Here is a 25,237-nt window from a genome sequence, read left to right on the forward strand (position 1 = left end):
GACCCGGCGGACGCAGCGGATCGGTCGTTCCAGCACCTTTGGCACAGTCGGCGGCGGGACCCCGCCGATATCCTTCCAGCACGCCCGCGCGCGATGCGCGCCTGTCCCGCTGCCGGAGAACCCTGTTGAAGAAGACCCTGCTGTCCGCCGCCACGCTGCTGGCCCTCGCCGCTGCCGCCCCGCTGGCGGCCCACGAAGACCATGGCTGCCTGGATGACGGCTGCACGCTGCAGTCGCTGTTCGCCGAACCCGACGCCGGTGGGGCCGCGGCGGCCGGAACGACGATCGCCGCCAAGCGCTTCGGCAGTTGGGGCCTGGATACCGCCGGCATGGACCGCCAGGCCAAGCCCGGCACCGATTTCTTTCGCTATGTCAGCGGCACCTGGGCCGATACCACGCCGATTCCGGCCGATCGCTCCAGTTACGGCGGTTTCGCCATCCTGCGCGACCTGTCCGAGGCGCGCCTGCGCGTGCTGGTCGAAGGCTACGCGCTGGGCGATCCGGCCACCGGGGGCGACCCGGCCAAGATCGCCGCGCTGTACCGCGGCTTCATGGACGAGCAGGCCATCGATGCGCTGGGCGCCAAGCCGCTGCAGCCGGTCCTGGCCGAGATCCGCGCAGCGAAGGACAAGGACGCCGTGGCGCGCCTGATGGGTCAGCGCGGCGGCTTCTTCGACAGTTTCTTCAACCTCAGCGTCAGCGACGACCAGAAGGACCCCGACCGCTACACGCTGTACCTGAGCCAGGGCGGCCTGGGCCTGGGCGATCGCGAGATGTACCTGCGCGACAACTTCAAGCCGCAGCGCGAGCGTTACGAGGCCTACATCGCGCAGATGCTGCAGTTGGCAGGCTGGGCCAAGCCGCAGGAGAACGCGAAGGCGATCCTGGCGCTGGAGACCCGCATCGCCGACGCGCACTGGACACGTGCCGAAAGCCGCAACCGCGACAAGACCTATAACCCGCTGGAAATGACGGCGTTCGCGACGACCTCGCCTGGCTTCCCCTGGGCCTCGTTCTTCAAGGCCGCGGGCGTCGATGGCGCGGGCCGCGTGGTGATCCGCCAGGATTCCGCCATCCCGAAGATCGCCGCGATTTTCGCCGACGCCGATGTCGCCACGCTGCAGGCCTGGCAGGCCTTCCATGCCGCCGACAACGCGGCGCCGCTGCTGTCGAAGGACTTCTCGGTCGCGCAGTATGAATTCCGCGACAAGTTCCTGTCCGGCCAGCCGCAGCAGCGCGAGCGCTGGAAGCGCGGCGTGGCCTTCGCGGAATCGGCGATGGGCGAGGCGATCGGCCGCGACTACGTGACGCTGTATTTCCCACCGGACGCCAAGGCGAAGATGGACGCGCTGGTCGCCAACGTGAAGGCGGCGATGGGCGCGCGTCTCGACGCGCTGGCCTGGATGAGCCCGGCCACCAAGGCCGAGGCGCACGCCAAGCTGGCCGGGTTCGGCCTGAAGATCGGCCATCCCGACACCTACCGCGACTACAGCGCGCTGGTAGTGAAGAACGGTGACCTGTTCGGCAATGCGCAGCGCGCCGGCCAGTTCGAGTGGGACTACCGCCGCGCGCGCATCGGCCAGCCGGTGGACAAGGGCGAGTGGGGCATGACCCCGCAGACGGTGAACGCCTACTACAACTCGGTGAAGAACGAGATCGTGTTCCCGGCCGCCATCCTGCAGCCGCCGTTCTTCGATCCCGATGCCGACCCCGCGGTGAACTACGGCGGCATCGGCGGCGTGATCGGCCACGAGATCATCCACGGCTTCGACGACCAGGGGCGCAAGTCCGACGGCAAGGGTGTGCTGCGCGACTGGTGGACGGCCGACGACGCGGCCAAGTTCGAAGTGCAGGCCGCCAAGCTCGGTGCGCAGTACGAGGCCTACACCTTCGCGCCGTTGCCCGGCATGCACATCAACGGGCGCGTGGCGATGGGCGAGAACATCGGCGATCTCGGTGGCCTGACCATCGCGCTGGAGGCCTACCACCGTTCGCTGGGCGGCAAGCCGGCGCCGGTGATCGACGGCTTCACCGGCGACCAGCGCTTCTTCATGGGCTGGGGCCAGGTCTGGCGCACGCTGTGGCGCGATGATGCGCTGCGCCAGCAACTGGTCAACGGTACGCACTCGCCCGGGCACATCCGCGCGTTCGCCCCGCTGCGCAACATCGATGCGTGGTACGACGCGTTCGGCATCAAGCAGGGCGATCCGCTGTACATCGCGCCGCAGGACCGCGTGCGGATCTGGTGATCGGCTGACGTCCACCGGCAGGCGTGCATGCGCGCCTGCCCGGCGTGGCGGACGCCGCAGGGTTGCATGGTGACAGCGTCGCACCGATGATGCGGGAGTTGTTCCACGCCCCCGCGCCATGTCCTCCCGTTCCGCTCCCACCTCGCAAGGCGACCTGTTCGGCGGCCCGCAGCCGGGCCGGCTGCATCGGCTGTTCTTCGCGCTGGTGCCCTCGGCAGGCGAGCGCGAAGGCCTGCGGCATCGCGCGGAAGACCTCAAGGCCGCCTTCCCGCAGGCGCGCTGGGTGAATCCCGACCGCTACCACCTGACGCTGCATTTCCTCGGCGAAAGCGATGGCCCGCGCGAGGACATGGTGCGCACGGCGCGCGATGCGATGCAGGACTGGCAGCCGGAACCGGTCGGCATCACCCTCGACCACCTGCTGTGCCTGGGCAATCCGAAGAACCCGGCATTGACGCTGGCCGCGCTGGCACCGTCGCCCGCCGTCGTCGCTTTCTGGCGCCACCTGCAACAGCGCCTGTTGCGGGCCGGCTTCAAGCAGCACGTGGGACGCAGCTTCGTCCCGCACCTGACGCTGGCCTACGTGCCGCCCCGCACCGCGCCGGTCGACGTGGCGCCGATGGTCCTGCACCCGCAGGCCGTCCACCTGCTGCAGAGCATCGAGGGCGAGGCCGACTACGACAAGCTGGGCGAGTGGCCGCTGGGCTGAAGTGGCGCGCGTCGAGGCGCTAACATGGCGGCGCGATGGGGATCGCGTGAGGACAGACAGGGGGGGTGATGGAGCGTCCGATATGGCGTCGCGGTGTCGCGATGCTGGTTTTCCTGCTGGGCCTGTCGGCGTTCGCCGCGCAGGCCAGCATGCGCGAAGTCGAGCCCGGCAGTGCGCCGGCGTTGAAGGCGGGCGAAGGGCTGGTGCTGATGGCGGTGGATACGCCGGTGCCGGTGCACTCCGTACGCATGAACCGCGACGGCAAGATCTTCGGCTCGGGTGCGATGCGCCAGCTGAAGGCCGGTCGCAGCTTCCGCCTGTACGCGGTGCCGGCCGGCGCGTACGGCTGGCGCGAACTGCAGATGATCTACGGCTACAGCTACAAGCTGGCCGACGACGAGGATTTCCGATTCAAGGTCGAGGCCGGGCGGATCACCTACCCGGGTGACCTGCTGTTCCAGCCCACCTCGGTCTGGCGCGCGCAGTTCGCCATGGCCAATCGCGCGTTGGCCGCGATCGACTGGCTGCGGAAGGAGCATGCCGCGATATACGCGGCGTACCCGTTCGAGTTCACCGGACGCTACCCGGATCCGTTCCCGGCCTTCTACAAGGCGGTGCAGGCGAGCGGGACGCAGGACACCACCGCCGACCTCGGCGAACCGCCGGCGCCATCCGCCTTGCCGCTGCCGGTGGCCACGCTGTTCAAGCGGGACCGCATCCTGGAAGCCAGCATCAACCCGGCCGGCACGCTGCTGGCGCTGCATGTGCATGAAGGCAAGGACGACTGGGGCGTGGATCTCGTCGACCTGAAGGCGGGCAAGGTGTCGAGGCTCGCGAAAAGCGCGCTGGCGTTCGACCGGATGGAATGGGCCAGCGACGATCTGCTGCTGCTGACCATCGACAAGCCGAGAGGACTGCAGATGGTCACGGTGGTGCGCGTCGACCGGGACGATGCCGGCAACCGTCGCTACACGCAGATCAAGCTGCCGCGCGATGGCGTGATCGTCGATCCGTTGCCCGCCGACCCGGCCCACATCCTGTTCGCCAGCTACTCCAACCAGGGCGAGCCGATGGTGCACCGGCTGCCGATCGGGAGCCAGCAGTCGGTGGATGCTTTCCGGTTCATCTATCGCGATCGCGTCAACCAGGGCCTGACGGACGACGTGGGCTGGTTCACGGACGGGTTCGGCCGGCTGCGGTTGGTGATGGCCCGCAAGGACGATGGCTACGTGTTGCTGCGCAAGGAGGAAGGCGAGTACCGGCAGGTCCTGGCGCTGAGCGAGGACATGGACTTCGATCCGGTCGCGCTGTCGCACGACGCCGCCGTGGTCTACGGTTTCACCGAGAAGGACCGCGGCCAGCGCGACCTGGTCGAGTACGACCTGGCGAAGAAGGCCGTGACCCGGACGCTGTTCACGCGGCCGGGCCAGGATGTGCGCAGGGTGCTGTTCGATGCCAGGCGCGTACCCATCGGCGTGCAGTACTACGAAAGCGGCAGGATCGTCAGCCACTACTTCCAGTCGGACGATGTGCACATGGAAGGCCTGCTGCAGAAAGCCTTCCCGGGCAGGCTGGTGCAGGTACTCGACCGCAACCGCGACGGCCGCCATGTGGTGCTCAGTGTCGATGGCCCGGACCATCCGCCGCAGCTGTTCCACCTGGATGCGGTCGCCGGCCAGGTGTCGCTGATCGACGACTTCGCACCGTCGCTCGCCGAACTGCGTTTCGCGCCGGCGGAGGTCCTGCAGGTCAGGCACGCCGACGGCACGCGGATCGATGCCTTCCTGACGCTGCCGGCAGGGTCGGGCAAGCGCCCCCTGGTGGTGATGCCCCACGGCGGGCCGATCAGCGTGGCCGACAGCCTGCACTTCGACCGCGACGTGCAGTTCATCGCGTCATTGGGTTACGCCGTGCTGCAGGTCAATTTCCGCGGCTCGGAGGGCTACGGAAAGGCGTTTCGCGAAGGCGGTTACCGCGGCCACGGCACGGTGATCGAGGACGACATCGAAGCCGCGCTCCAGCATGCCTTGGCGCGCTATCCGCTCGATCCGGCGCGCATGTGCATGGTGGGCGCCAGCTACGGTGGTTATTCCTCGCTGGTCGCCGCGGTGCGATGGCCCGACCGCTTCCGGTGCGCGGTGTCGATTTCAGGCGTCAGCGACCGCGTGCTGTTCTTCACCGCCAGCGATTCGGCCAGGCGCGCCAAGACGCGCGAGCACATGGAGAAGACCATCGGCAATCCGCACACCGACCTGGCGCGGATGCAGGAGACCTCGCCGCTTTACCAGTACGCGCGCATCCGCACGCCGGTGATGTTGATCCATGGCCTGGAAGACGAGCGGGTGGACTACGAACACAGTCGCCGGCTCGCGCGCATGCTGCGCCTGGGCGGACACCCCGCCGTCGGCCTGGTGTTCGAGAAGGAAGGTCACGGCTTCGACTCGCAGGAGAACGAGGAGAAATCCTGGACGGCCGTGGCCGGCTTCCTGCAGAAGCACTTGGGCGCGACGGATGCACCAGTGAGGTCGGCGGCGGCGCCCTGAGCGAAGGCGCTCAGCGTGAGAGGCGGCGCAGGGCGTCCAGCTTGGCGTGGTAGAGCTTGCGGTTGTCGCCTTCGGCGAGGCGTTCGGCACGCGCCAGCGCCTTGCCTGCCCGGCGGTTGTCGCCCATCTGGAAGTACACGCGCGCCAGGCCGAAATGGAAGCGGTGTTCGTCCGGGAACAGCTTGATCGCCTGCCGGTAGTCGCGGACGGCCCGTTCGAAATGGCCTTCGCGCTCGTGCCGGACGCCCTGCATGAAATGGTGGAACGGATCCAGGGCCTGCACGCGTTCCAGGCGAGCCTGCAGGCGTGCGGCGGCCGCGGTGTTGCCGGTGCGCTGGTAATGCGCGGCCAGGTTGGACAGGGCGCCGGGTTCCTGCGGGTTCAGTTGCAGCGCATGCAGGTAGTGCTGTTCGGCCTGCACCGGGTCGCCATGGCGCAAGTGCAGGACGCCGGTGTTGCTCCAGGTCACGGCGTAGGCGGGGTCCAGCGTCTTGGCCACGCTGGCGTAGCGCAGGGCGTCGTCCAGCCGGCCGGCCTCCAGCAGGTCGGCGGCGCGGTTGTTGTAGTAGTGGACCAGCAGACGCGCGTCGCTGATCTGGCGCGGTGGCTTGCGCGCGATCACCTGGTCCCAGGCGACGTCGACGGTCAGCTGGCGGCCTTGGATGTGCACGCCGGCATTGACGTGGTGGGTGCGATAGAGCGTGTCCTGTTCCTGCCGCCAGGCCAGGGTCTCGTCGATCTGCTGGCCGTAGGCCTGCAGGCCGGCTTCGCGCGCGAGCGCGATGGCCAGCAGGGTGAAGCTGAGGCAGTTCGCCTTGCGGGTGGCGTAGGCCTCGGACACCGTGTGGTTGGCGTCGATGTCGTAGCTCATGCCCAGGTCGTCGGGCGAGAACAGGAACTCGACCATCCGCCGCAGGCGTTGTTCGGAACCGCGCGGCGTCGACAGGACCCTGGCGCGGAACTGCTGCCGCAGCGGGTCGGGCAGGGCCATGATCTCGGCCGGTGTGGGCGGTTGGGCGGCGGGAACGGGGGGCGCGACAGGCGGGGGCGCCAGTCCGGCCACGGCCAGCGTGGCGGCCAACAGGGTGGCGATCATGGAACGGCCCTCCCGACGGAGACGATGGCGGCAGTCTATGCGCTGTGGCGATGCAGCATGGACACATTGCGGGCGTTAGGATGTGCGCATGGACCTCGTTGCCCACCTGATCGCCTGCCCCCACTGCGCCGCGATGAACCGCGTGCCGGTGGAGCGGCTGGCCGAGGCGCCGCAGTGCGGTCGCTGCCACGACGCGTTGTTCACCGGTGTGCCGCTGGCGCTGGGCGAGGCGGACTTCGATCGCCATGCGCTGCGCAGCACCTTGCCGCTGCTGGTCGATTTCTGGGCGCCGTGGTGCGGGCCGTGCCTGCAGATGGCACCGCATTTCGAGCGTGCGGCAGGCGTGCTGGAACCGGCGATGCGCCTGGCCAAGGTGGACACGGACGCCAGCCCGGGGCTGGGCAACCGCTTCGGCATCCGCAGCATCCCGACGATGGTGCTGCTGCAGGGCGGCCGCGAGATCGCGCGGCAGAGCGGGGCGATGCAGGTAGAGGCGATCGTGCGGTGGGTGAGGGGACAGGTGGGTGCCTGATACGCGCGAATGTTCGTTCGGACTGGAGAATGAACGTGTCAGCCTGAGGCTGCTCGATGCGCGGGATCGCGAGCTGTACGTGGCGGTCTATACCGATCCCGTGATGATGGCGCAGGTAGGTGCACCCCTTGACGGCGAGGCCGCGCGCGTCGCGTTCGACAGGACATGCAGGGCGAACCTCGAGGCTGCATTGCGTCATCGTTGCTGGGTCATCACGGCCGCTCCGGATGGCGCGGTCGCCGGTCTGCTGGGATTGGGCAGGAAGGCGGACGTTGTCGAGATCGGCGGCATGATCCTGCCCGAGTGGCAGGGCCGCGGCATTTCAGGGCATGCCTTCCCGCTTGGCATGCAGGTGGCGTTCTCTGAACCCACTGTCGCGCACATGATGATTCGTTACCGCTCCACGAACACGTTCGCGGCCGGCTTGATGTACAAGATTGGATTCAACAAGATCGCCGATGCTCATCCGGACGATGGCCTGGAGCGCTGGTGGCTGACACGCGAAGAATGGGTGCGGTGGCGGGCGATGTCGTCGCGTCCGTCCCCGTGCGTCGCCGAGGAGAATGAATGAAATCGGGGAGCTTGGCCTGCGTGGGCCTGGGGATGACATTGGGGGCGCACTTGGCGCCACGGTCGCGCAACTACATCGAACAGGCGGATGTCGTCTTCCTGTCCGTTTCAGACCCTGTGGTCGAACTGTGGGTGCAGGAAATGCATCCCGATGTGCGTAGCCTGCAGCCTTTCTACGCCGAGGGTAAGGCGAGGACGGAGACGTACCGCCAGATGATCGACGCGATGATGGCCGAGGTGCGCGCCGGGCACCGTGTCTGCGGTGCGTTCTACGGCCACCCAGGCGTCTTCGCTCAGGTTCCGCACCGGGCCATCGCGCAGGCGCGCGCGGAAGGGTTCGATGCGGTGATGGAGGCTGCAGTGTCGGCCGAAGATTGTCTGTATGCGGACCTGGGGATAGATCCCGGTAACGTGGGTTGTCAGCACTACGAGGCAAGCCAGTTCCTTCTTTACCAGCGTGTGTTCGATCCCACGGCGTATCTTGTGCTGTGGCAGATTGGTGTCGTTGGCGACCGCAGCGTGTCCAGAACGTCCACCGGGGCGCCCCACCGCGCATTGCTGCTTGAGCTGCTGACCCCGTCCTACGGACCCTCCCACGAAGTCATCGCTTACGAAGCCGCGACGCTGCCAATATCGTCGCCGAGGGCCGACCGCATGTCGTTGGAGGCGCTGTTGTCCGCCGATCTCACTCCCGCGACGACCTTGGTGATTCCGCCCACGGGCCCGATGCGCCCCAATCAGGCCATGCTCGACCGGCTGAAGGTGCTTGAAGCCGGATAGACCACCCGCAGGCTCGATTTGCCCCTCGGGGCCAGGACTTGGGTAGAGGTGGTCGCCAAAAGAGGCTATCTTCGGCATCCGGGCGGGGCTGTGAGTTGGCCGTCGTCCTGGCAGGCGGCCTGTGCCGGCGGGGAACCGGTCATCGGTTTATCGGCCTGGCCGCGGAAAATCAACAGCCTTTTGGGGGAGACTACCTGTGTCGGTCGTAATTGGAATGCTTGAGAAGATGGGGGCCTCGGCCGCGTTTGGCCGGGTACCGCTGGAGTTGCTGGATACTGCGGAAGGGGATGCGCTCGCGCCTGCCGAACGCCTTGCATTGCGCGGTCAGGACGCGACCGCACTGAACAGGCTGCTGGATGGTCGCGCAACCATGTTCTGCATGATCGCTACGCCGGATGGCTCGGAAGAACGCGATGTTCCCGACGGGGCCGAGGAATTGCCGGACAGTCAGGAACCTGAGGAAGAATGAGTACGGGACGGCCGGGCATCGCCCGGCCGTCCAAGCCAAGGAGTCTGAAGATGGACGCACGTAGGTTCCGGTACGGATTACTGGGTTGCTTGCTCGGGCTGCTAAGCGCACCCGCATTCGCTGCGCCCTCATTCGACGCGCTGTTGAAGCAGGCAGACGAAGTCAGGACGGGCGACCCGACCGCCTTCTACAAACTCCTCTCGCAACTCGAGCTTCAGCAGGAAAGTGCGACCAAGGAACAGCGCAACAAGCTGCGCCTGATGAAGGCGCACGGCTTCCTCATGAAGGGCCAGTCCGAACTGGCGATCCAGGAGTTGCAGGAGCTGGGCACGGGCAGCGAAGACGTCAATCTCCGCTTTCGTGCGGGCGCCATGCTGGCGAACACCTATGCCGTCACACGGCGTTTCGAGCAGGGACTGAGCGCACTCAACGAAGCCCTGCCGCTGGCATCCCAGGTCACCGACCGCGACAGTCGCCACCATGGCCTCATGGCGGCCGGCATTCTCTACAACCAGGTCGGCGAGTACAGCCTGGGCCGTGACTATGCCCAGCAAGTGCTGGAAGACGATCCGAAAGGGCGTAGCAAATGCCTTGCCGGCAATCTGGTCGTCGAATCGCTGCTTGGCCTGCATCAGCCGGTGCAGGAGGAGACGATTTTCTCCGCGATCCAGGCGTGCGAGCAACAGGAAGAATCGCTGCTGGCGGGATTCTCCCGAACCTATCTCGCGCGCAAATGGGTCGCGGACGGCAAACTCAAGAATGCCATCGACGTGCTGGAGAGACACCTGTCCGACGTCGAGGCCACGAAGTATCCGCGCTTGATCGGCGAGTACCACTCCATGCTGGCCGATTACCGCATGAAGCTGGGCGAAATAGGCGCAGCCGAAAAGCACGCGAATACGGCCGTCGCGCAAGGAACGGCGATCAACGGATCATTGCCGTTGGTCGTCGCCCATCGAGTGCTGTACGAGATCGCGAACATGCGCGGCGATCCGGCGATGGCGCTCGAGCAGTACAAGAAGTACGCCAATGCCGACAAGGCATACCTCAACGAGGTCAAGACGCGCGAACTGGCTTACCAGCTGGTGCGCCAGCAGATCCTGCAGAAGAACCAGCAGATCAGCGTGCTCGACCAGAAGAACCAGGTGCTCCAGCTGCAGCGCAAGGTCGACCAGCAGGCCGCGCAGAACACGCGGCTGATCGTGATCCTGCTGGTGCTGCTGATCGCCTCGATCGGCTATTGGGCATTCAAGATCAAGCGCGTGCAGCTGTCCCTGAAGAAGATGGCCGAGACCGATGCCCTGACCGGCATCTGCAACCGCCACCACTTCACCCTGCGCGCCGAGCGCGCGCTGGCCGAGTGCGCCCGCAACGGCGAGCAGGCCTCGCTGATCATGTTCGACCTGGACCACTTCAAGAACATCAACGACCGCTTCGGCCATGGCACCGGCGATTGGGCGTTGAAGGAAGTGGCCGAGGCCAGCAAGGGCTTCTGCCGCCGCATCGACGTGCTGGGCCGCCTTGGCGGTGAAGAGTTCGCCATCCTGATGTACGGCTGCGACCTGCGTGCCGCCGCCCGCGTGGCCGAGGACTGCCGCGTGCGCCTGGCCCAGATCGAGACCCGCGAGACCGGGCACGTGTTCGCCATCACCGGCAGCTTCGGCGTGACCTCAAGCCAGCTGTCGGGCTACAGCCTGGCCAAGCTGCTCTCGCAGGCCGACAAGCAGCTGTATCGCGCCAAGCACGCCGGCCGCAACCGCGTCTGCGTGTACGACGCGGAGCAGGAGAACGTCCGCGCCGCCAGCAACGTGCTGGAGATGCCGCACCGCGACCGCGCCGAGCACCTCGGCGCCTGAGGCTCAGGATCAGGGTGTGTCGACGATCGCCCGCAGGCCGTCGTCGATCGCCAGCTGGTTGCGGCCCCGGCTCTTGGCCTGGTACAGCGCCCGGTCGGCCGCTTCCAGCCAGGCCCGCAGGCCGGCAGCTCCCGTCGTCTTCGCCAGGCCCAGGCTGACGGTGGGGCGAAGCCCCGGCGCACTGTCCACCTGCAACGCCTGCACGCCTTCGCGGATGCGCTGCGCCACGATGCCGGCCGCCTCCACGTCGGTGCCGCGCAGCAGCACCGCGAACTCGTCGCCGCCCAGCCGGCCGGCCGCGTCGTGGCCACGGATGCTGTGGCGGATCACCTCCGCCGTCGCCCGCAGCACGTCGTCGCCGGCGGCATGGCCGTAGCGGTCGTTGATCGTCTTGAAGTGGTCGATGTCGATCATCAGCAGCGTGGCCGGCTCGCCGGTCGCCGCGCACTGGTCGAGCAGCAGTGCCGCCTGTTCCTGCCAGTAACGGCGGCTGTCCAGCGCGGTCAGCGTGTCGCGCCGGCTCAGTTCGTCCAGCTGCCGGTTCTGCCGCTTCACCTTGCGCACCAGGCGGTAGCTGGCCTGGCTGACGGCGATCGTGTGGATCAGCAGCATCGGCAGGCACGCAACCATCACCGGCATGCTGGTGACCGCCTGCACCTCGAACCCGGTCGCCGTGCCTGCGGCCACCGCACCGGCGGCCATCAGCGGCAGCGACCAGTACCAGAGCCGGTCGATGCCCGTGCTGATCTTGTCCACCGTGGCCAGGGTCACCAGCAGGACGCTGGGCAGCAGGTTGAAGCCCATCAGCGGCACCCACATGCCGGCCAGGATCGAGTCGACCAGCAGGTTGCGGATCTCGCCGCGGAACGGCACCGGGTGGCGCAGCGCCAGCCACAGCGCGAGCTGCGGCCACAGCACGGTGGTGAACAGCAGGAACACCCAGTGTCCCGCGGCCGCCTGGTTCTCCAGCAGGACCATGCCGATCGGCAGCGCGCTCAACCCCATGCCGAGCACCCGCAGCCGGTAGATCCGGCGCGGCAGGCGTTGGGTATGACGCTCCGGATCGGTCCCGGGCGGTGCGGTGAACGGCATTGGCGCTGGAGTCCCCTTGCTCGTGGCGGCCATCCCCGGGGCGCCGGGGGAAGGCGGAGTGTAGGTCAAAGCGTGATGGCGGGCACGCTACGGAGTCATGCCTACCAGAGCGGCCACCCGCACGGATTCTTGAGCGGCTGGACGATAATCCGGTGCCTTCCCTGCGTGATCCGCCGATGCCCGAGCCCCGACCTGCCGCCCGGCGGCTGTCCCCTCCAACGCCGATCCGGCTGGCCGGGTTGGCCGCGATGACCGGTGCGGTCGGGTTCCTGATGGTGGCGGGGTCACTGCAACTGGTGCGGGGCGACCTGGACTGGCAGCGGGCCACCCTGAGCCAGTATCTGCTCGGCCCTTGGGGGCTGCTGCTGCGCACCACGTACTGCGTGCTCGCTGCGACCATCGTGGTGCTCGCGATGGGCTTGCGCGCGCAATTGTCGGCGAGGGCGCGCAGCTCGGCGCCGCTGCTGCTGTTCTGCATGGGCGCCGCGGGGCTGGCGGGCGTGGCGATCGGCGATTCCTGGCTGCCGCAGTCGGCGCCGGACTTCCATCACTGGTTCCATCACACCTGCGCGATCACCGCGTTCCTCTGCGTCACCACCGGCATGCTGCTGCAGGCGTGGCGGTTTCGCCTGGACGAGGCGTGGCGTCGGTACTTTCCGCTGGCCGCCGCGTGGTCATCGATCTGCTACGCCCTGTTGTGGTTGCATGTGCTCTGGCCGCCTGCAGGTCCGGGCTGGGTGCAGAAACTGCTGATCGCGTTGATCGTCGTCGCCATGTGGCTCGGCGGGTGGTGGCTATGGCGCGCGGCATCCGGTGCGGCGGTGCGCCGGCGGCGCTAAGCTGCCCATTCAACAACGGAGGAAACCCCATGATCCAACGCTTCGACGTAGGTCCGCGACTGTCCGAGATGGCCATCCACAATGGCGTGGTGTACCTGGCCGGCCAGATCGCCGAAGACGCCACCCAAGGCATCGCCGGACAGACCCAGCAGGTGCTGGGCGAGATCGACGCGTTGCTGGCGCGTGCAGGGACCGACAAGTCGAAGGTCCTGCGTGCCGAAATCTTCATCAAGGACCTGCAGGACTTCGAGGCGATGAACCGCGTGTGGGATGCGTGGGTGCCGGAAGGCAACCCACCGCCGCGCGCGACCGTGCAGGCCAACCTCGCGCGTCCTGCATGGCTGATCGAGATCGTGGTGACTGCCGCGGTCTGAGGCATGGCGACGCGCAAGCCCGGCCCCTGGCAACGCCCTGCGCCGAAGCGGCGTGGTGGCGGCTTGAAACTGACGCCGGCGCAGGTGGAGGAAGCCCGCGCTCGCGCTGCGGCGGCGGGTCGGCGCTATCCCAATCTGGTCGACAACATGCACGTGGCGGCGAAGGCGCGCCGCGAAGGTGGCGCGGAAAAACCGGCGGGCGACGAAGCAGAATGAGGGTGCATGCCGCGTGAGGACAAGCATGCACATCCGGCCGTAAATGTCTGTAATAAAACTGCTTTGAAACGCTAACCGGACTTCAACACCTCGTCGCGTATCGTGCCGCCCACGTTCCGCAGCCGCTGCGGCACGCACTTCCCGGGGTGCGCGCCGCAGCCCCTGCGGACGACCACTCAGGCGCTGCGTTGCGCCAGCCAGTCGATCACGCCGTGCGCGGCGTGCCGGCCGCTGGCGAAGCAGGCCGTCAGCAGGTAACCGCCGGTGGGCGCCTCCCAGTCGAGCATCTCGCCGGCGGCGAACACGCCGGGCAGGGCACGCAGCATCAGCTGCGGGCCCAGTGCCTCCAGCGGAATCCCGCCGGCACTGCTGATCGCCTCGGCGATCGGACGCGGGCGCTGCAGGCGGAACGGAAAACGTTTCAGCGTCCGCGCGATGCGCGCGGGGTCCGCGAGCGCCGCCTTGTCCAGCACTTCGTACAGCAGCGCCGCGCGCACGCCGGCAACGCCGGCTTCGCGCCGCAGGTGTTCGCTCAGGCTGCGCGAGCCGCGCGGCCTGGCGAGACGGCGGGCGAGGTCCGCTTCCTCCCGACCGGGCAGCAGGTCCAGCACCAGCGTGGCGTGGCCATCGCGCGCGATGGCGTCGCGCAGCATCGGCGACAGGGCGTAGACCAGGCTGCCTTCGATGCCGGTCGCGGTGAGGACGCATTCCCCCTGGCGCTGGTGGGCCTTGCCGTCGGCATCCTGCCAGTGCGCGACGACCGGCTTCAGCGGCTCACCGGCGAAGCGCGCGGCCAGATGCTCGCTCCAGCCGATGTCGAAACCGCAGTTCGATGGCTGCAGCGGCGCGATGGCGATACCTTCGGCTTCCAGCGGTTCCACCCACGCGCCGTCGGAGCCCAGCTCGGGCCAACTGCCGCCGCCCATCGCCAGCACGGTGGCATCGGCCTGTACGGCGATCTCTCCCTCGGGCGTCGCGAAGCGCAGCGTGCCGGCGTCGTCCCAGCCGAGCCAGCGGTGCTGCACGTGGAAGCGCACGCCCTGTTCGCGCAGCCGCCGCACCCAGCCGCGCAGCAGCGGTGCCGCTTTCAGGTCGGACGGGAACACGCGCCCCGAGGTGCCGACGAAGGTCTCCACGCCCAGGCCGCGCGCCCACGCGCGCAGGGCATCGGCATCGAAGTCGCGTAGCCACGTGGCGACGTCGTCGCGACGCCCGGCATAGCGCGTGACGAACACCTCGAAGGGATCGGAGTGGGTCAGGTTCATCCCGCCCTTGCCGGCGATCAGGAACTTGCGTCCCACCGAGCCCTTGGCGTCGTACAGGTCGACCTGCAGCCCGGCGGCGCGCAGGGTTTCGGCCGCCATCAACCCGGCAGGACCGCCACCGATGACGGTGATGGTGGGCGGGGAGGCGGCATCTTCGGGGCGTTGCGCAGGCATCCGCATAGTATGCCGTGACCGTCCGTCGCTTCCGGCAGGCGCAGGGCGCGTACGCCATGCGGTATCGTCGCGCGGACCTCCAGACACGGGATACACGATGCGTTCGAACCTGCCGGCGGCCACGGGTCGCGCCCTCTGGCTGCTCTGCCTGCTCGCGTCCGGCGCGGCCGCGAAGGAAGCCGCACCGCCGCCCGCGCTGCAGGACATCGACGCGTATGTCGAATCGGTCCGCGACGCCTTCGACGTGCCCGGCATCGCGGTGGCGGTGGTCAAGGACGGCGAGGTGGTGCTGGCCAAAGGCTGGGGCGAACGCGAAATGGGCAAGGCGGCGCGGGTCGATGCGCACACCCTGTTCGCCATCGCCTCCAACACCAAGGCCTTCACCGCTGCTTCGCTGTCGATGCTGGCCGACGAGGGCAAGCTGACGCTGGAGGACCGGGTGATCGACCACCTGCCGTGGTTCCGCATGGCCGATCCCTACGTCACCCGCGAGATGCGCATCCGCGACCTGCTGGTCCATCGCAGTGGCCTGGGCCTGGGCGCGGGCGACCTGCTGTTCTGGCCCACCACCACCTACAGCAACCGCGAGGTCGCCGAGCGCCTGCGCGACGTGCCGCTCACCGGCGGCTTCCGCGAGCGCTACGCCTACGACAACATCCTCTACGGCGTGGCGCAGCTGGTGATCGAGCAGGCCAGTGGCCAGTCGTACGACCAGTTCCTGCGGACGCGCTTCTTCCAGCCGCTGGGCATGCGCGGGACGCGCTACAACAGCGATGCGCTGAAGCCCGGCGACAACGTCGCCACCGGCCATGCCAAGGCCGACTTCACCACGCTGCAGCCGGCGCCGCGGATGACCTGGCGGAATGTCGCTGGCGCCGGCGGGATCTATTCAAGCGTCACCGACATGGCCCGATGGATGAACGCGCAGCTCGCCGGTGGCACCTACCGCGACGCCAGCGGCCGCGCGCAGGCGCTGTTCACGCCGGCACGCCAGCAGGCGATGTGGTCGCTGGTCACGCCGATCCCGATTGCCGAACCGAAGATCGAGGCGCTGAAGGCCGCGAAGCCGAACTTCCTTGGCTACGGCGAGGGCTGGATGGTGTCCGACTTCCAGGGCCGCAAGCTCGTCTGGCATACCGGTGGCTGGCCGGGCATGGTCTCGCGGGTGACCCTGGTGCCGGAGCAGAAGCTGGGCGTGGTGGTGCTGACCAACCAGGAAGTGGGCGCCGCCTTCAACGCGATCACGCTGAAAGTGCTGGATGCCTACCTGGCCAACAGCGGCACCGACTGGTTGGCGGCCTACCGGGCGCAGGTGGCGCAGTCCAAGGACAACGCCGACGAACACTGGCAGAAGCTGCTGGCCGCACGCGATGCGGGCGCGAAGCCCTCGTTGCCGCTGGCGAAGTACGCCGGCACGCTGCGCGACGCGTGGTACGGCGACGTGGTGGTGACGCAGGAGGGCAACGGCTTGGTCCTGCGTTTCAGTCGCACGCCGGAACTGGTCGGCGACCTGCAGCCGTGGCAGCACGATACCTTCGTGGTGCGCTGGCGCGAGCGCTGGCTCAACGCCGATGCCTTCCTGACCTACTCGCTGAAGCCGGACGGCGGCATCCGCGAGGCACGCATGGAGGCGATCTCACCGCTGACGGATTTCAGCTTCGATTTCCACGACCTGCGGTTGGTGCCGGTCGCGGACGACAAGCACTGACGGATCAGTCGTGCGGCTTGACGTCGAGCAGCTCGACATCGAACACCAGCGAGGCGCCCGGCGGGATGACGCCGCCGGCGCCCTTGCTGCCGTAGCCCAGGTCGGCAGGAATCTTCAGCGTGCGCTTGCCGCCGATCTTCATGCCGGCCACGCCTTCGTCCCAGCCACGGATCACCTGACCGGCGCCGAGCAGGAAGGTGAAGGGTTTGCCGCGGTCGACCGAGCTGTCGAACTTCATGCCGCGCTGCTGCGGGGCGTTCTCGTCGTACAGCCAGCCGGTGTAGTGCACGCTGACATCGCTCCCGCTGGTCGCCACGGCACCGGTGCCGGCGAGCGTGTCGATGCGCTCCAAGTCGGCGACGCTGCCTCCCGGGGGCGGGCCGGCAGGCGCACAGGCGGCGAGCAGGGTCAGCGAAACAGCGAGCAGCAGGGTACGCATCGAGGACGTCATCCGGTGGGGCGGGAGGCGCGCAGGGTAACCGATCCTGCGCGACGGGCTGCGTAGACGCACCGGGTACACTGCCGGCATGGCGAAACTTTTCCTGAACCTGCGCAACGTGCCCGGCGACGAAGCCGACGAGGTACGCGACCTTCTGCGCTCGAACGCGATCGATTTCTACGAAACCCAGCCCAGCCCGTGGGGGATCTCCGCAGGCGGGCTGTGGATCGAGGACGCGGACCAGCTGGCGCGTGCGAAGGCGCTGATGGCGAACTACCAGGCGCGGCGTCGCGATCAGGCCCGCATGCAACAGGCCGCGGATGAGCGCGAAGGACGCGCCGAGACGTTCATGGGACAGCTTCAGGCGCGGCCGGCCTATGTCATCGGCATGCTGGCGGCGATGGTGGCGATCATCGTGCTGACGCTGGCCGTGCCCTGGCTGCTGCTCTGACGCTCAGGCCGTCCCGCGCGGCAGGCGCCGTGCGTACTCGACTTCCAGTGCCTCGTAGGTGATCCAGAAATCCGCAGGGGCGCGATGCTCCAGCAGGTCGACCAGGATGCCGGCATGGGCGTGCCAGCCCGAGGCGACGCTGACCAGGGTGTCGTGCCCCACCAGCCGCCGATGGGTGATGGTCAGCAGCACGCGATCGCCGATTGGCTCCAACTGGTAGCGCACTTCCGACGGCATGCCATGGGCTTCGCCCCAGGTGTGCGCCAGCAGGCGCGGCGGCTCGCAGGCGGTGATGCGCCCTGGCTGGTGATGGCCACCGTCGCCGGTGCGGAAGCGTTCCGGTGTCGGGCCGTGTTGCGCCGGCAAGGTGTCATGGCGGAACTCGAGGTTCACTGAACCGCCTACCCGTAGCTCCATCCGTCCGCGCGCCAGCCATTGCCCGCGCGCGTCGCTGTCGGTGAGGTAGTGCCAGACGCGTTCGATGGGGCCGGGCAGTGAGCGTTGCAGGCGCACCGTGTCGGAGGCCACCAGGGTGCCGAAGCTCGCGTCCGGACCGCTCATGGAGCGCGTTCGCCGACATGCGCGTCCGGTGCATGATCAGCCACGAGGTCCAGCGCGATGCCGTGCTCGAGGAAGGCCTTGCAGCCCGCCAGCACCAGCGCGAAACCCTCCTGCTGGTCGAGCGCGTCGCGCATCTGCGCATCCGCATCGCCCGCGAAACCGGAGGCTTCGATCTTCACCAGCGTGGTGCCGTCGCCGCGGTCGTCGAACGTCCACTCGACCGGGTTCGGCCAGCGGATGCCCAGCCGCCGTGGACGCTCGAAGCGGTCCACCGTCACCAACGCCTCCGCGCCGTACATGTCCCAGTGCCAGGTGATGTTGGCGCCTGCGCGGAGCGGTGCGCTCGCGCGGGTGAACCAGAACCTCGAGGTGACGGCGGGATCGGTGAAGGCGTCGAAGACGGTGGCGGCGGGCACGCGAACCAGCATCTGCGTGCGGGCGATGGGAGGAGATGGCATGGCGCCCTCGCTTGTACTTCAGAAGATGGCGTGCAGGGCGTCGAGCATCGTGCTCCAGCCTTGCTGCGTGCGGTCGGCGTAGTCCGCCCAGGCGCGTGGCAAGTGATGGGTGAGGCGCAGCTCGCAGCCGTCAGGCGTCGGCGAGATGGCGATCTCCACGACGCTGCCGTCCTGGTCGGCTTCGCCGGCGATGGTCCAGGTGAAAGACAGCCGGTGCGGTCGGTCGATGACCAGGTACTCGCCCACGTGGTCGATGCGTTCGCCGCTGCGTTCGACCAGCATCGAGAAGCGGCCGCCGACGCGGGGATCCACGTCCAGGCGCAGCAGTTTTTCCTCGCGGATGTCCGGGCCGAACATCCATTGGCCCAGCAGGCGAGGCGTCAGCCAGGCGTCGAAGACGCGTTCGGCGGGTGCGGCAAAGGAACGTTGCACGGTGACATTGACCGTGTCGGGCGTGGGAGCTCGCGTCATGGCTGTTTCCGGGTGGAGGAGGGAAGGGAGGCGGTGCCTGCCTGCAGGACGGCATCGAGGGCGTCGAGGCGGGCGCTCCAGAACTGCTCGTACTGCCGCAGCCAGGCCTCGCCTTCGGCCAGTGCCTGTGGCCGCAGGTGACACAGATGCGTGCGGCCCTGGATTTGCCGCGTCACCAGGCCGGCGCGTTCCAGCACCTTGATGTGCTTGGAGGCTGCGGCCAGCGAAATCTGGAACGGCGCTGCCAGTTCGCCGACGCTGCGCGGCTGTCCACCCAGGCTGCGCAACATGCGGCGACGGGTGCCGTCCGCGAGGGCGTGGAAGACGGCGTCGAGCCGGGGAGAGTCATGTTCAACCATGTGGTTGAGTATTCGGGCGATGCCCGGAACTGTCAACCATATGGTTGAATAAAGGACGGGTGGCCGACGGACGGTAAAATCGCACCATGATCACCAACATCGCCGCCTACCACTTCGTCCCCATCGAGGCGCCCGACGAGTTCGCGGCCACCCTGCATGCACGCGCCGAGGCGCTGTCGCTGCGGGGATCCGTACTGGTGGCGGGCGAGGGGCTGAACCTGTTCCTGGCCGGCGGGGCCGACGCGATCGCATCCTTCCTCGCACCGCTGCGCGAAGACCCACGCTTCGCCGGGCTGCGGGTGAAGTACAGCCGCAGCCTGCAGATTCCCTTCGCCCGGCTCAAGGTCAAGGTGAAGCCCGAGATCATCAGCTTCCGCCGTCCGGGCACCACGCCCGAGGACGCACGGGCACCGGTCGTCGAACCCCGCACGCTGGCGCGCTGGCTGGAACAGGGACATGACGACGCGGGCCGCCGCGTGGTGATGCTGGACACCCGCAACGCGCAGGAAATCGAGTACGGCACCTTCGCCGGCGCGCTGACCCTGCCGATCGACAAGTTCACCGATCTTCCCGCCGCACTGGCTCCGCATCGCGACGCCTTGCGGGACGCCACCGTGGTCAGTTTCTGCACCGGCGGCATCCGCTGCGAGAAGGCCGCGCTGTGGATGCAGGGCGACGGCATGGACAACGTGCTGCAGCTGGACGACGGCATCCTCGGCTACTTCGAGCAGGTCGGCGGCTTCGGCTACGACGGCGCCTGCTTCGTGTTCGACGAACGCGTGGCGCTGCGCCCGGACCTGACGCCTTTGGTGGACGACGCCGCGGACGCCGCATGAGCGGCCTGGACGCCCTGCGTTTCGACAATCGTTTCGTACGCGAGCTCCCGGGCGACGCAAAGCAGGGATTCCGTCGCCGCGAGGTGCGGGGTGCGCTGTGGTCGGCGATCGAACCGACGCCGGTCGCCGCACCGACGCTGCTGGCCCATTCGCGTGAAGTCGCGACACTGCTCGGGCTCGACGACGCCGATGTCGCATCGCCGGCTTTCGCGCAGGTGTTCGGTGGCAATGCGCTGTTGCCCGGGATGCAGCCGTATGCCGGCAACTATGGTGGCCACCAGTTCGGCAACTGGGCAGGCCAGCTGGGCGACGGTCGCGCCATCACCCTGGGCGAGACGGTCAACGTGGATGGCGAACGTTGGGAACTGCAGCTCAAAGGCGCAGGCCCGACGCCTTACTCGCGCACCGCCGATGGCCGTGCGGTGCTGCGGTCCTCGATCCGCGAATTCCTGTGCAGCGAGGCCATGCACCATCTCGGCGTGCCCACGACGCGTGCCCTGAGCCTGGTCGGCACCGGCGAGCAGGTGGTACGCGACATGTTATACGACGGCCATCCGACGCCCGAACCGGGCGCGGTGGTGTGCCGCGTGGCGCCCTCGTTCCTGCGCTTCGGGCACTACCAGTTGCCGGCATCGCGCGGCGAGATCGACTTGCTGCGCACGCTGGCCGACTTCACGATCCGCCGCGATTTCCCGCATCTCTCCGGCGAAGGCGAGGCGCTCTACGCCGCGTGGTTCGCCGAGATTTGCGAGCGCACGGCGGTGATGGTGGCGCACTGGATGCGGGTGGGTTTCGTCCACGGCGTAATGAACACCGACAACATGTCCGTGCTGGGCCTGACCATCGATTACGGTCCCTACGGCTGGATCGACAACTACGACCCGGATTGGACGCCGAACACCACCGATGCGCAGGGACGCCGTTACCGCTTCGGCTGGCAGCCGCGGGTCGCGTGGTGGAACCTGAGCCGTTTCGCGCAGGCACTGTCGCCACTGTTCGATGGCGTGGAGGCGTTGCAGGCGGGCTTGCAGCGCTTCGCCGACGTCTATGCACGCGTCGACCGGGAGACCATCGCGGCGAAACTGGGGCTGGCGGACTGCCGCGATGACGACGTCGCCCGGATGGAGACATTGCAGGCGTTGCTGCATCAGGGCGAGATGGACATGACGCTCTTTTTCCGCGCTCTGATGGATGCCGATCCGGCCGATGCGACGCTCTCGGCGTTCGATGACGTCTTCTACAACCCGGCGAAGCGCGAGGACGCGATGCCGGGGCTGAGGGACTGGTTCGACGGCTACGCCGGACGCATCGCCGCGGACGCGATGGAGCCCGCGCTGCGCCGGGAGCAGATGCGGCTGGCCAACCCGCGGTACGTGCTGCGCAATTATCTGGCCCAACAGGCCATCGATGCAGCGGATGCCGGCGACCTGTCGGGCGTACACGACCTGCTCGACGTCATGCGCCGGCCGTACGACGACCAGCCGGGACGCGAACGGTTCGCGCAGAAGAGGCCCGACTGGGCGAGACAGCGGGCGGGATGCTCGATGCTGTCGTGCAGCTCGTAGAGTGCAATGACAGGTATGACAGGTGTGGGAGCGACGCAAGTCGCGATGATGGAGCAGGGAAAGCGATCGCGACTTACGTCGCTCCCACAACGGTATATGCCGCGCGGTAGGATGGCGGACCCTTCGCGGAGCGCCGGCGCATGATCACCGTCCACCATCTCGACAACTCGCGTTCGCAGCGCGTGCTGTGGCTGCTTGAGGAACTGGGCCTGGACTACACGGTGGTCCGATACCAGCGCGACGCGAAGACGATGCTGGCGCCGCCTGAACTCAAGAAGATCCATCCGCTCGGCAAATCGCCGGTGGTGGTGGATGGCGAACACGTGCTTGCCGAATCCGGTGCCGTGCTCGAATACCTGGTGGAGCGCTACGACGCCGCGCGCCGGTTTGCGCCATCACCGGGGACGGCGGAGCATCTGCGCTACCGCTACTGGCTGCACTATGCCGAAGGCTCGGCGATGCCGCCGATGCTGCTGAGCCTGGTGTTCTCGCGCCTGAAGAAGGCGCCCATGCCGTTCTTCGCACGCCCGATCGCGCGCGGCATCGCCGACAAGGCGATGCGGACGTTCGTGGGACCGCAGGTGACGCTGCACGTGGACTACATGGAGCGCGAACTCGGCAAGGCGGCATGGTTCGCCGGTGAGCAATTCAGCGCGGCCGACATCCAGATGAGTTTTCCGGTCGAAGCGGCCGCGGTACGCGCCGGCCTGGAGAAGCATCCGAATCTTGCGGGGTTCCTCGCCCGCATCCATGCGCGCCCCGCCTACCAGCGCGCGCTGGAGCAGGGCGGTCCGTTCGATCTGCTCGGCTGAGCGGGATACAGCATCCCGCGGCGGGTGGTGGAATCCCCCGCCATGCGGCCACATGACGATGGCATCGTCATTACCGGCACACCCATGATCCCGTACTCGCTTCTCGATCTGGCTCCCGTCTGCGAAGGCAGCGACACCACCCAGGCCTTCGTCCACATGCGCGACCTGGCGCAGCATGCCGAGCGCTGGGGCTACACGCGCTATTGGCTCGCCGAGCACCACAACATGCCGGGCATCGCCAGTGCGGCGACGGCGGTGCTGATCGGACACGTCGCGGGTGCGACGTCGACCATCCGCGTCGGTTCCGGCGGCATCATGCTGCCGAACCATTCGCCGCTGCAGGTGGCCGAGCAGTTCGGCACGCTGGCGTCGCTGTACCCGGGACGCATCGATCTGGGCCTGGGGCGCGCGCCCGGCACCGACCAGCCGACGGCGCGTGCGTTGCGCCGCTACTTCGACAGCGCAGAGCAGTTCCCGCAGGACGTGCAGGAACTGCTGCGCTACTTCGAGCCGGTGCAGGAAGGACAGGCCGTTCGCGCGGTGCCGGGTGCCGGACTCGACGTGCCGGTCTGGTTGCTGGGTTCCAGCCTATTCGGGGCGCAGCTGTCCGCCGCCCTCGGGCTGCCGTATGCGTTCGCCTCGCACTTCGCCCCCGACGCGATGGACCAGGCGCTGTTGCTGTACCACCGCGACTTCCGTCCGTCCAAACATCTGGCCAAACCGCACGCGATGCTGGCGTTGAACGTGGTGGCCGCCGAGACCGACGAGGAAGCGCGCTACCTGTTCACCACCCAACAGCAGGCTTTCGTGAACCTGCGCCGCGGCCGCGCCGGACTGGTGCCACCGCCGATCGACGATATCGAAGCGTTCTGGCAACCGCACGAGAAAGCGGGCGTCGCGCAGGCGCTGGCCTGCGCCGTCGTCGGCAATCCCGATACCGTGCGCAAGGGCATCGCCGAGTTCATCCAGCGCCATCGCCCGGACGAACTGATGCTGACCGCCAACATCTTCGACCACGCCAAGCGCCTGCGTTCGTTCGAGATCGCGGCCGACGTGATGCGGTCGTAGGGCGGGCTCAAGCCCGCCATCGCATGGCGTTGGTGATGGGATGTTCGGCGGAGTCGCCGCGGCCTCGATCCTTGTCGATGCGCGCGGTTGGAGGGTAATGTCGGGCCTGGGCCCGCCCTACGTCGTGCCTCGCTGTATGAAGGGCACGCGTTCGTAGAGCCGCCGCTCATCGCCGCGCGGGTCGTCCTGCATGCCACTGTCGTCGTCGAACACCATCGTCTGCCGCTGTGGCAGCGTGTACGGCGGCCACGATGGAATGCCCGCGTGGTTCGGGTCGCCGCGGCGGGCGAGGGCGATCAGCGCGCTGCTCAGGCGCGCCGCCATCGTGCGGGCGCGGGCATCGGTGCCGGTCTTCGAGCCTTCGGCGCCGGTGTTGTCGAACACCAACGGGATGTCGAGCGTGTGGAAGGCGCGCAGCCGTCCGTCGTCTGCCGGCGAGCGCCAGTCGAGCTGGTAGACCCAGGCGGGCGATCCCTGCCGTGCGCGTTCCTCGGCTTCGATGATGGCGCCGCGCCACGAGCGCCCGGCGGTGGTTGCGGCGAAGAAGACCTCCGACGGCGTGTAAGCCGGATACAGCCGCCGGTACTCGGCGATCACCACGTCCGGCGACAGGTCCACATACTGCTGCTCGCGCAGTTTCTGCGGCAACTGCTCCCACGTCAGTGCGAAATTCGCGGGTTCGTTGCCGAGGAAGGCGCGCGTTTCGTCGCGCGTGTTGCCGACGACCATCGGGATGCGCGACGACTGCGAGGGCGCATCCGGGTAGAAGGGATGGCGGGGCAGGCTGCGCGAATCCAGCACCGGGCCGAAGTAGAGCGATGTGTTCTCTGCGCGCGACGGATCGCGGACCCGCGTGGCGTCCAGCAGACGCGCCATCGGCATCGTCAGCAACCCGTCGATGTCGCCGGGCCGCAGGCCGAGTTCGGCCAGGAACAGCGCGCTGCGCTGCGCCGCCGCGCGCGGACCGGCGGCGGTCACCTGCTGGCCGCTCATCGTCATCGCCTTGTGGAACAGGCCGTCGGCCGCCGGCATCGCCATCAGCGTGGCGATCTTGGCGCCGCCCCCGGACTGGCCGAACACGCTCACGTTGCCGGCATCGCCCCCGAACTCGTGCGCGTGTTCCCGCACCCAGCGCAGTGCATCGATCAGGTCGAGCTGGCCGACGTTGCCCGAGTCCAGCATGCGTTCGTCGCCGGTTTCGCCCAGGTAGAGATAACCGAACGCATTGAGCCGATGGTTGACGGTGACCACGACGACATCGCCGCGGCGACACAGGTTCACGCCGTCGTAGAGCGGATGGGATCCCGAGCCGTTGTTGTAGCCGCCGCCATGGAGGTAGAACAGGATGGGTCGCCTGCCACTGTCGCGCAGGGCGGGGGTATAGACGTTGAGGAACAGGCAGTCCTCGCTGACGGCCTGGCCATCGGCATCGCCGCGCTGCGGGGCGGATGCGCCGAAGCGGATCGCGTCGCGCACGCCGGTCCATGCGGTTTCCCGCAGCGCACGCTGGAAGCGCCGCGTGCCGGTGTCGGCCCCGTAGGGCACGCCGCGGAAGACGTGCACGCCCCGGTCGACGATGCCGGCGATGCGGCCGCTGCGGGTCGTCGCCAGGACCGGGTTGCGGGCGGTGGCGGGCAGGGTCGTCGCCAGGGTGACGAGCGCCGACGTGCCGGCCAGCTGCGCCAGGAAGCGGCGCCGCGGCGTTTCGGGAGATGCGGTCATGGAAACCTTCGGATGACACCGGT

General features: G+C 68.1%; 26 protein-coding genes. 17 read left to right on the top strand and 9 right to left on the bottom strand.

Annotation, left to right across the window (positions count from 1 at the left end; genetic code table 11):
- Positions 1–125: 125 nt before the first annotated feature.
- The 3 genes from ACSQ1W_RS06095 to ACSQ1W_RS06105 all read left to right on the top strand — a co-directional run bounded on the left by ACSQ1W_RS06095 (position 126) and on the right by ACSQ1W_RS06105 (position 5,501).
- Entirely contained in the window at positions 126–2,249 is a 2,124-nt protein-coding gene (locus ACSQ1W_RS06095) for a M13 family metallopeptidase (protein WP_436042301.1), read from the top strand.
- 118 nt (positions 2,250–2,367) lie between these two features.
- The gene (gene thpR / locus ACSQ1W_RS06100; RefSeq protein ID WP_436042303.1) at positions 2,368–2,958 is read left to right on the top strand and encodes an RNA 2',3'-cyclic phosphodiesterase; all 591 of its coding nucleotides are present in this window, start codon (positions 2,368–2,370) and stop codon (positions 2,956–2,958) included.
- A gap of 68 nt (positions 2,959–3,026) precedes the next feature.
- Positions 3,027–5,501: an alpha/beta hydrolase family protein gene (locus ACSQ1W_RS06105; RefSeq protein ID WP_436042304.1), complete on the top strand. Its 2,475-nt coding sequence runs from the start codon at positions 3,027–3,029 to the stop codon at positions 5,499–5,501.
- 10 nt (positions 5,502–5,511) lie between these two features.
- On the opposite strand, the gene ACSQ1W_RS06110 is transcribed toward ACSQ1W_RS06105, so the two are convergent.
- A complete protein-coding gene (locus tag ACSQ1W_RS06110; protein WP_436042305.1) occupies positions 5,512–6,597 on the bottom strand; it encodes a tetratricopeptide repeat protein in 1,086 nt (361 codons plus the stop codon).
- 88 nt (positions 6,598–6,685) lie between these two features.
- Here ACSQ1W_RS06110 and trxC point away from each other — a divergent pair, with 88 nt between their 5' ends.
- The 5 genes from trxC (at position 6,686) to ACSQ1W_RS06135 (ending at position 10,804) form a co-directional block, all read left to right on the top strand.
- The gene (gene trxC, locus ACSQ1W_RS06115) at positions 6,686–7,129 is read left to right on the top strand and encodes a thioredoxin TrxC (protein ID WP_436042306.1); all 444 of its coding nucleotides are present in this window, start codon (positions 6,686–6,688) and stop codon (positions 7,127–7,129) included.
- Entirely contained in the window at positions 7,122–7,700 is a 579-nt protein-coding gene (locus tag ACSQ1W_RS06120; protein WP_192268482.1) for a GNAT family N-acetyltransferase, read from the top strand. The genes trxC and ACSQ1W_RS06120 overlap by 8 nt, the downstream gene beginning before the upstream one ends.
- Positions 7,697–8,479 (top strand): SAM-dependent methyltransferase, encoded by a 783-nt coding sequence (locus tag ACSQ1W_RS06125; protein ID WP_192268480.1) that lies wholly within the window; start codon positions 7,697–7,699, stop codon positions 8,477–8,479. The genes ACSQ1W_RS06120 and ACSQ1W_RS06125 overlap by 4 nt, the downstream gene beginning before the upstream one ends.
- A 214-nt stretch (positions 8,480–8,693) precedes the next feature.
- Positions 8,694–8,948, top strand: coding sequence for a hypothetical protein (locus tag ACSQ1W_RS06130; RefSeq protein WP_192268478.1), 255 nt, complete (start codon positions 8,694–8,696; stop codon positions 8,946–8,948).
- Between the two features lie 50 nt (positions 8,949–8,998).
- Positions 8,999–10,804 (top strand): tetratricopeptide repeat-containing diguanylate cyclase, encoded by a 1,806-nt coding sequence (locus tag ACSQ1W_RS06135; protein ID WP_436042307.1) that lies wholly within the window; start codon positions 8,999–9,001, stop codon positions 10,802–10,804.
- A gap of 9 nt (positions 10,805–10,813) precedes the next feature.
- Here ACSQ1W_RS06135 and ACSQ1W_RS06140 read toward each other — a convergent pair whose 3' ends face one another.
- Positions 10,814–11,896, bottom strand: a complete 1,083-nt coding sequence (locus ACSQ1W_RS06140) for a diguanylate cyclase (RefSeq protein WP_436042308.1) — start codon at positions 11,894–11,896, stop codon at positions 10,814–10,816.
- Positions 11,897–12,072: 176 nt separating this feature from the next.
- Between ACSQ1W_RS06140 and ACSQ1W_RS06145 the strand changes: the two genes are divergently transcribed.
- Genes ACSQ1W_RS06145 through ACSQ1W_RS06155 form a run of 3 tightly spaced genes read left to right on the top strand, consistent with a single transcriptional unit; the run spans position 12,073 to position 13,325 of the window.
- Positions 12,073–12,735 (top strand): DUF998 domain-containing protein, encoded by a 663-nt coding sequence (locus ACSQ1W_RS06145; protein ID WP_436042309.1) that lies wholly within the window; start codon positions 12,073–12,075, stop codon positions 12,733–12,735.
- A gap of 29 nt (positions 12,736–12,764) precedes the next feature.
- The gene (locus tag ACSQ1W_RS06150) at positions 12,765–13,109 is read left to right on the top strand and encodes a RidA family protein (protein WP_436042310.1); all 345 of its coding nucleotides are present in this window, start codon (positions 12,765–12,767) and stop codon (positions 13,107–13,109) included.
- A 3-nt stretch (positions 13,110–13,112) separates the two neighbouring features.
- On the top strand, positions 13,113–13,325 hold the full coding sequence (locus tag ACSQ1W_RS06155) for a hypothetical protein (RefSeq protein ID WP_436042311.1): 213 nt from the start codon (positions 13,113–13,115) through the stop codon (positions 13,323–13,325).
- A gap of 176 nt (positions 13,326–13,501) precedes the next feature.
- Here the strand turns inward: ACSQ1W_RS06155 and ACSQ1W_RS06160 are convergent, their stop codons facing one another.
- Positions 13,502–14,764, bottom strand: a complete 1,263-nt coding sequence (locus ACSQ1W_RS06160) for a TIGR03862 family flavoprotein (protein ID WP_436042312.1) — start codon at positions 14,762–14,764, stop codon at positions 13,502–13,504.
- 97 nt (positions 14,765–14,861) lie between these two features.
- Here ACSQ1W_RS06160 and ACSQ1W_RS06165 point away from each other — a divergent pair, with 97 nt between their 5' ends.
- A complete protein-coding gene (locus tag ACSQ1W_RS06165; RefSeq protein ID WP_436042313.1) occupies positions 14,862–16,472 on the top strand; it encodes a serine hydrolase in 1,611 nt (536 codons plus the stop codon).
- 4 nt (positions 16,473–16,476) lie between these two features.
- Here ACSQ1W_RS06165 and ACSQ1W_RS06170 read toward each other — a convergent pair whose 3' ends face one another.
- The gene (locus tag ACSQ1W_RS06170) at positions 16,477–16,911 is read right to left on the bottom strand and encodes an FKBP-type peptidyl-prolyl cis-trans isomerase (protein WP_436042315.1); all 435 of its coding nucleotides are present in this window, start codon (positions 16,909–16,911) and stop codon (positions 16,477–16,479) included.
- An 88-nt stretch (positions 16,912–16,999) separates the two neighbouring features.
- On the opposite strand from ACSQ1W_RS06170, the gene ACSQ1W_RS06175 reads away from it, so the two are divergent.
- Positions 17,000–17,362, top strand: coding sequence for a DUF6164 family protein (locus tag ACSQ1W_RS06175; RefSeq protein WP_436042316.1), 363 nt, complete (start codon positions 17,000–17,002; stop codon positions 17,360–17,362).
- A 3-nt stretch (positions 17,363–17,365) separates the two neighbouring features.
- On the opposite strand, the gene ACSQ1W_RS06180 is transcribed toward ACSQ1W_RS06175, so the two are convergent.
- Genes ACSQ1W_RS06180 through ACSQ1W_RS06195 form a run of 4 tightly spaced genes read right to left on the bottom strand, consistent with a single transcriptional unit; the run spans position 17,366 to position 19,211 of the window.
- Entirely contained in the window at positions 17,366–17,923 is a 558-nt protein-coding gene (locus ACSQ1W_RS06180; RefSeq protein WP_436042317.1) for an SRPBCC family protein, read from the bottom strand.
- Positions 17,920–18,381: an SRPBCC family protein gene (locus ACSQ1W_RS06185; RefSeq protein ID WP_436042319.1), complete on the bottom strand. Its 462-nt coding sequence runs from the start codon at positions 18,379–18,381 to the stop codon at positions 17,920–17,922. The genes ACSQ1W_RS06180 and ACSQ1W_RS06185 overlap by 4 nt, the downstream gene beginning before the upstream one ends.
- A gap of 18 nt (positions 18,382–18,399) precedes the next feature.
- On the bottom strand, positions 18,400–18,852 hold the full coding sequence (locus ACSQ1W_RS06190) for an SRPBCC family protein (protein WP_436042320.1): 453 nt from the start codon (positions 18,850–18,852) through the stop codon (positions 18,400–18,402).
- A complete protein-coding gene (locus ACSQ1W_RS06195; protein WP_436042321.1) occupies positions 18,849–19,211 on the bottom strand; it encodes an ArsR/SmtB family transcription factor in 363 nt (120 codons plus the stop codon). Before ACSQ1W_RS06195 ends, ACSQ1W_RS06190 begins: the two co-directional genes overlap by 4 nt.
- 86 nt (positions 19,212–19,297) lie before the next feature.
- On the opposite strand from ACSQ1W_RS06195, the gene ACSQ1W_RS06200 reads away from it, so the two are divergent.
- From ACSQ1W_RS06200 to ACSQ1W_RS06215, 4 genes are all read left to right on the top strand, one after another.
- The gene (locus tag ACSQ1W_RS06200) at positions 19,298–20,047 is read left to right on the top strand and encodes a sulfurtransferase (RefSeq protein WP_436042322.1); all 750 of its coding nucleotides are present in this window, start codon (positions 19,298–19,300) and stop codon (positions 20,045–20,047) included.
- 5 nt (positions 20,048–20,052) lie between these two features.
- The gene (locus tag ACSQ1W_RS06205; protein WP_436046117.1) at positions 20,053–21,612 is read left to right on the top strand and encodes a protein adenylyltransferase SelO; all 1,560 of its coding nucleotides are present in this window, start codon (positions 20,053–20,055) and stop codon (positions 21,610–21,612) included.
- A gap of 140 nt (positions 21,613–21,752) precedes the next feature.
- Entirely contained in the window at positions 21,753–22,424 is a 672-nt protein-coding gene (locus tag ACSQ1W_RS06210; protein ID WP_436042323.1) for a glutathione S-transferase, read from the top strand.
- Positions 22,425–22,508: 84 nt separating this feature from the next.
- Positions 22,509–23,492, top strand: coding sequence for an LLM class flavin-dependent oxidoreductase (locus tag ACSQ1W_RS06215; protein ID WP_436046119.1), 984 nt, complete (start codon positions 22,509–22,511; stop codon positions 23,490–23,492).
- A gap of 117 nt (positions 23,493–23,609) precedes the next feature.
- On the opposite strand, the gene ACSQ1W_RS06220 is transcribed toward ACSQ1W_RS06215, so the two are convergent.
- Positions 23,610–25,214 carry a carboxylesterase/lipase family protein gene (locus ACSQ1W_RS06220; protein ID WP_436042324.1) on the bottom strand — a complete coding sequence of 535 codons (1,605 nt, stop codon included), beginning with the start codon at positions 25,212–25,214 and terminating at the stop codon, positions 23,610–23,612.
- Positions 25,215–25,237 lie beyond the last annotated feature (23 nt).

The organism is Pseudoxanthomonas sp. LjRoot143, assembly GCF_964252945.1.
GTDB lineage: Bacteria > Pseudomonadota > Gammaproteobacteria > Xanthomonadales > Xanthomonadaceae > Pseudoxanthomonas_A.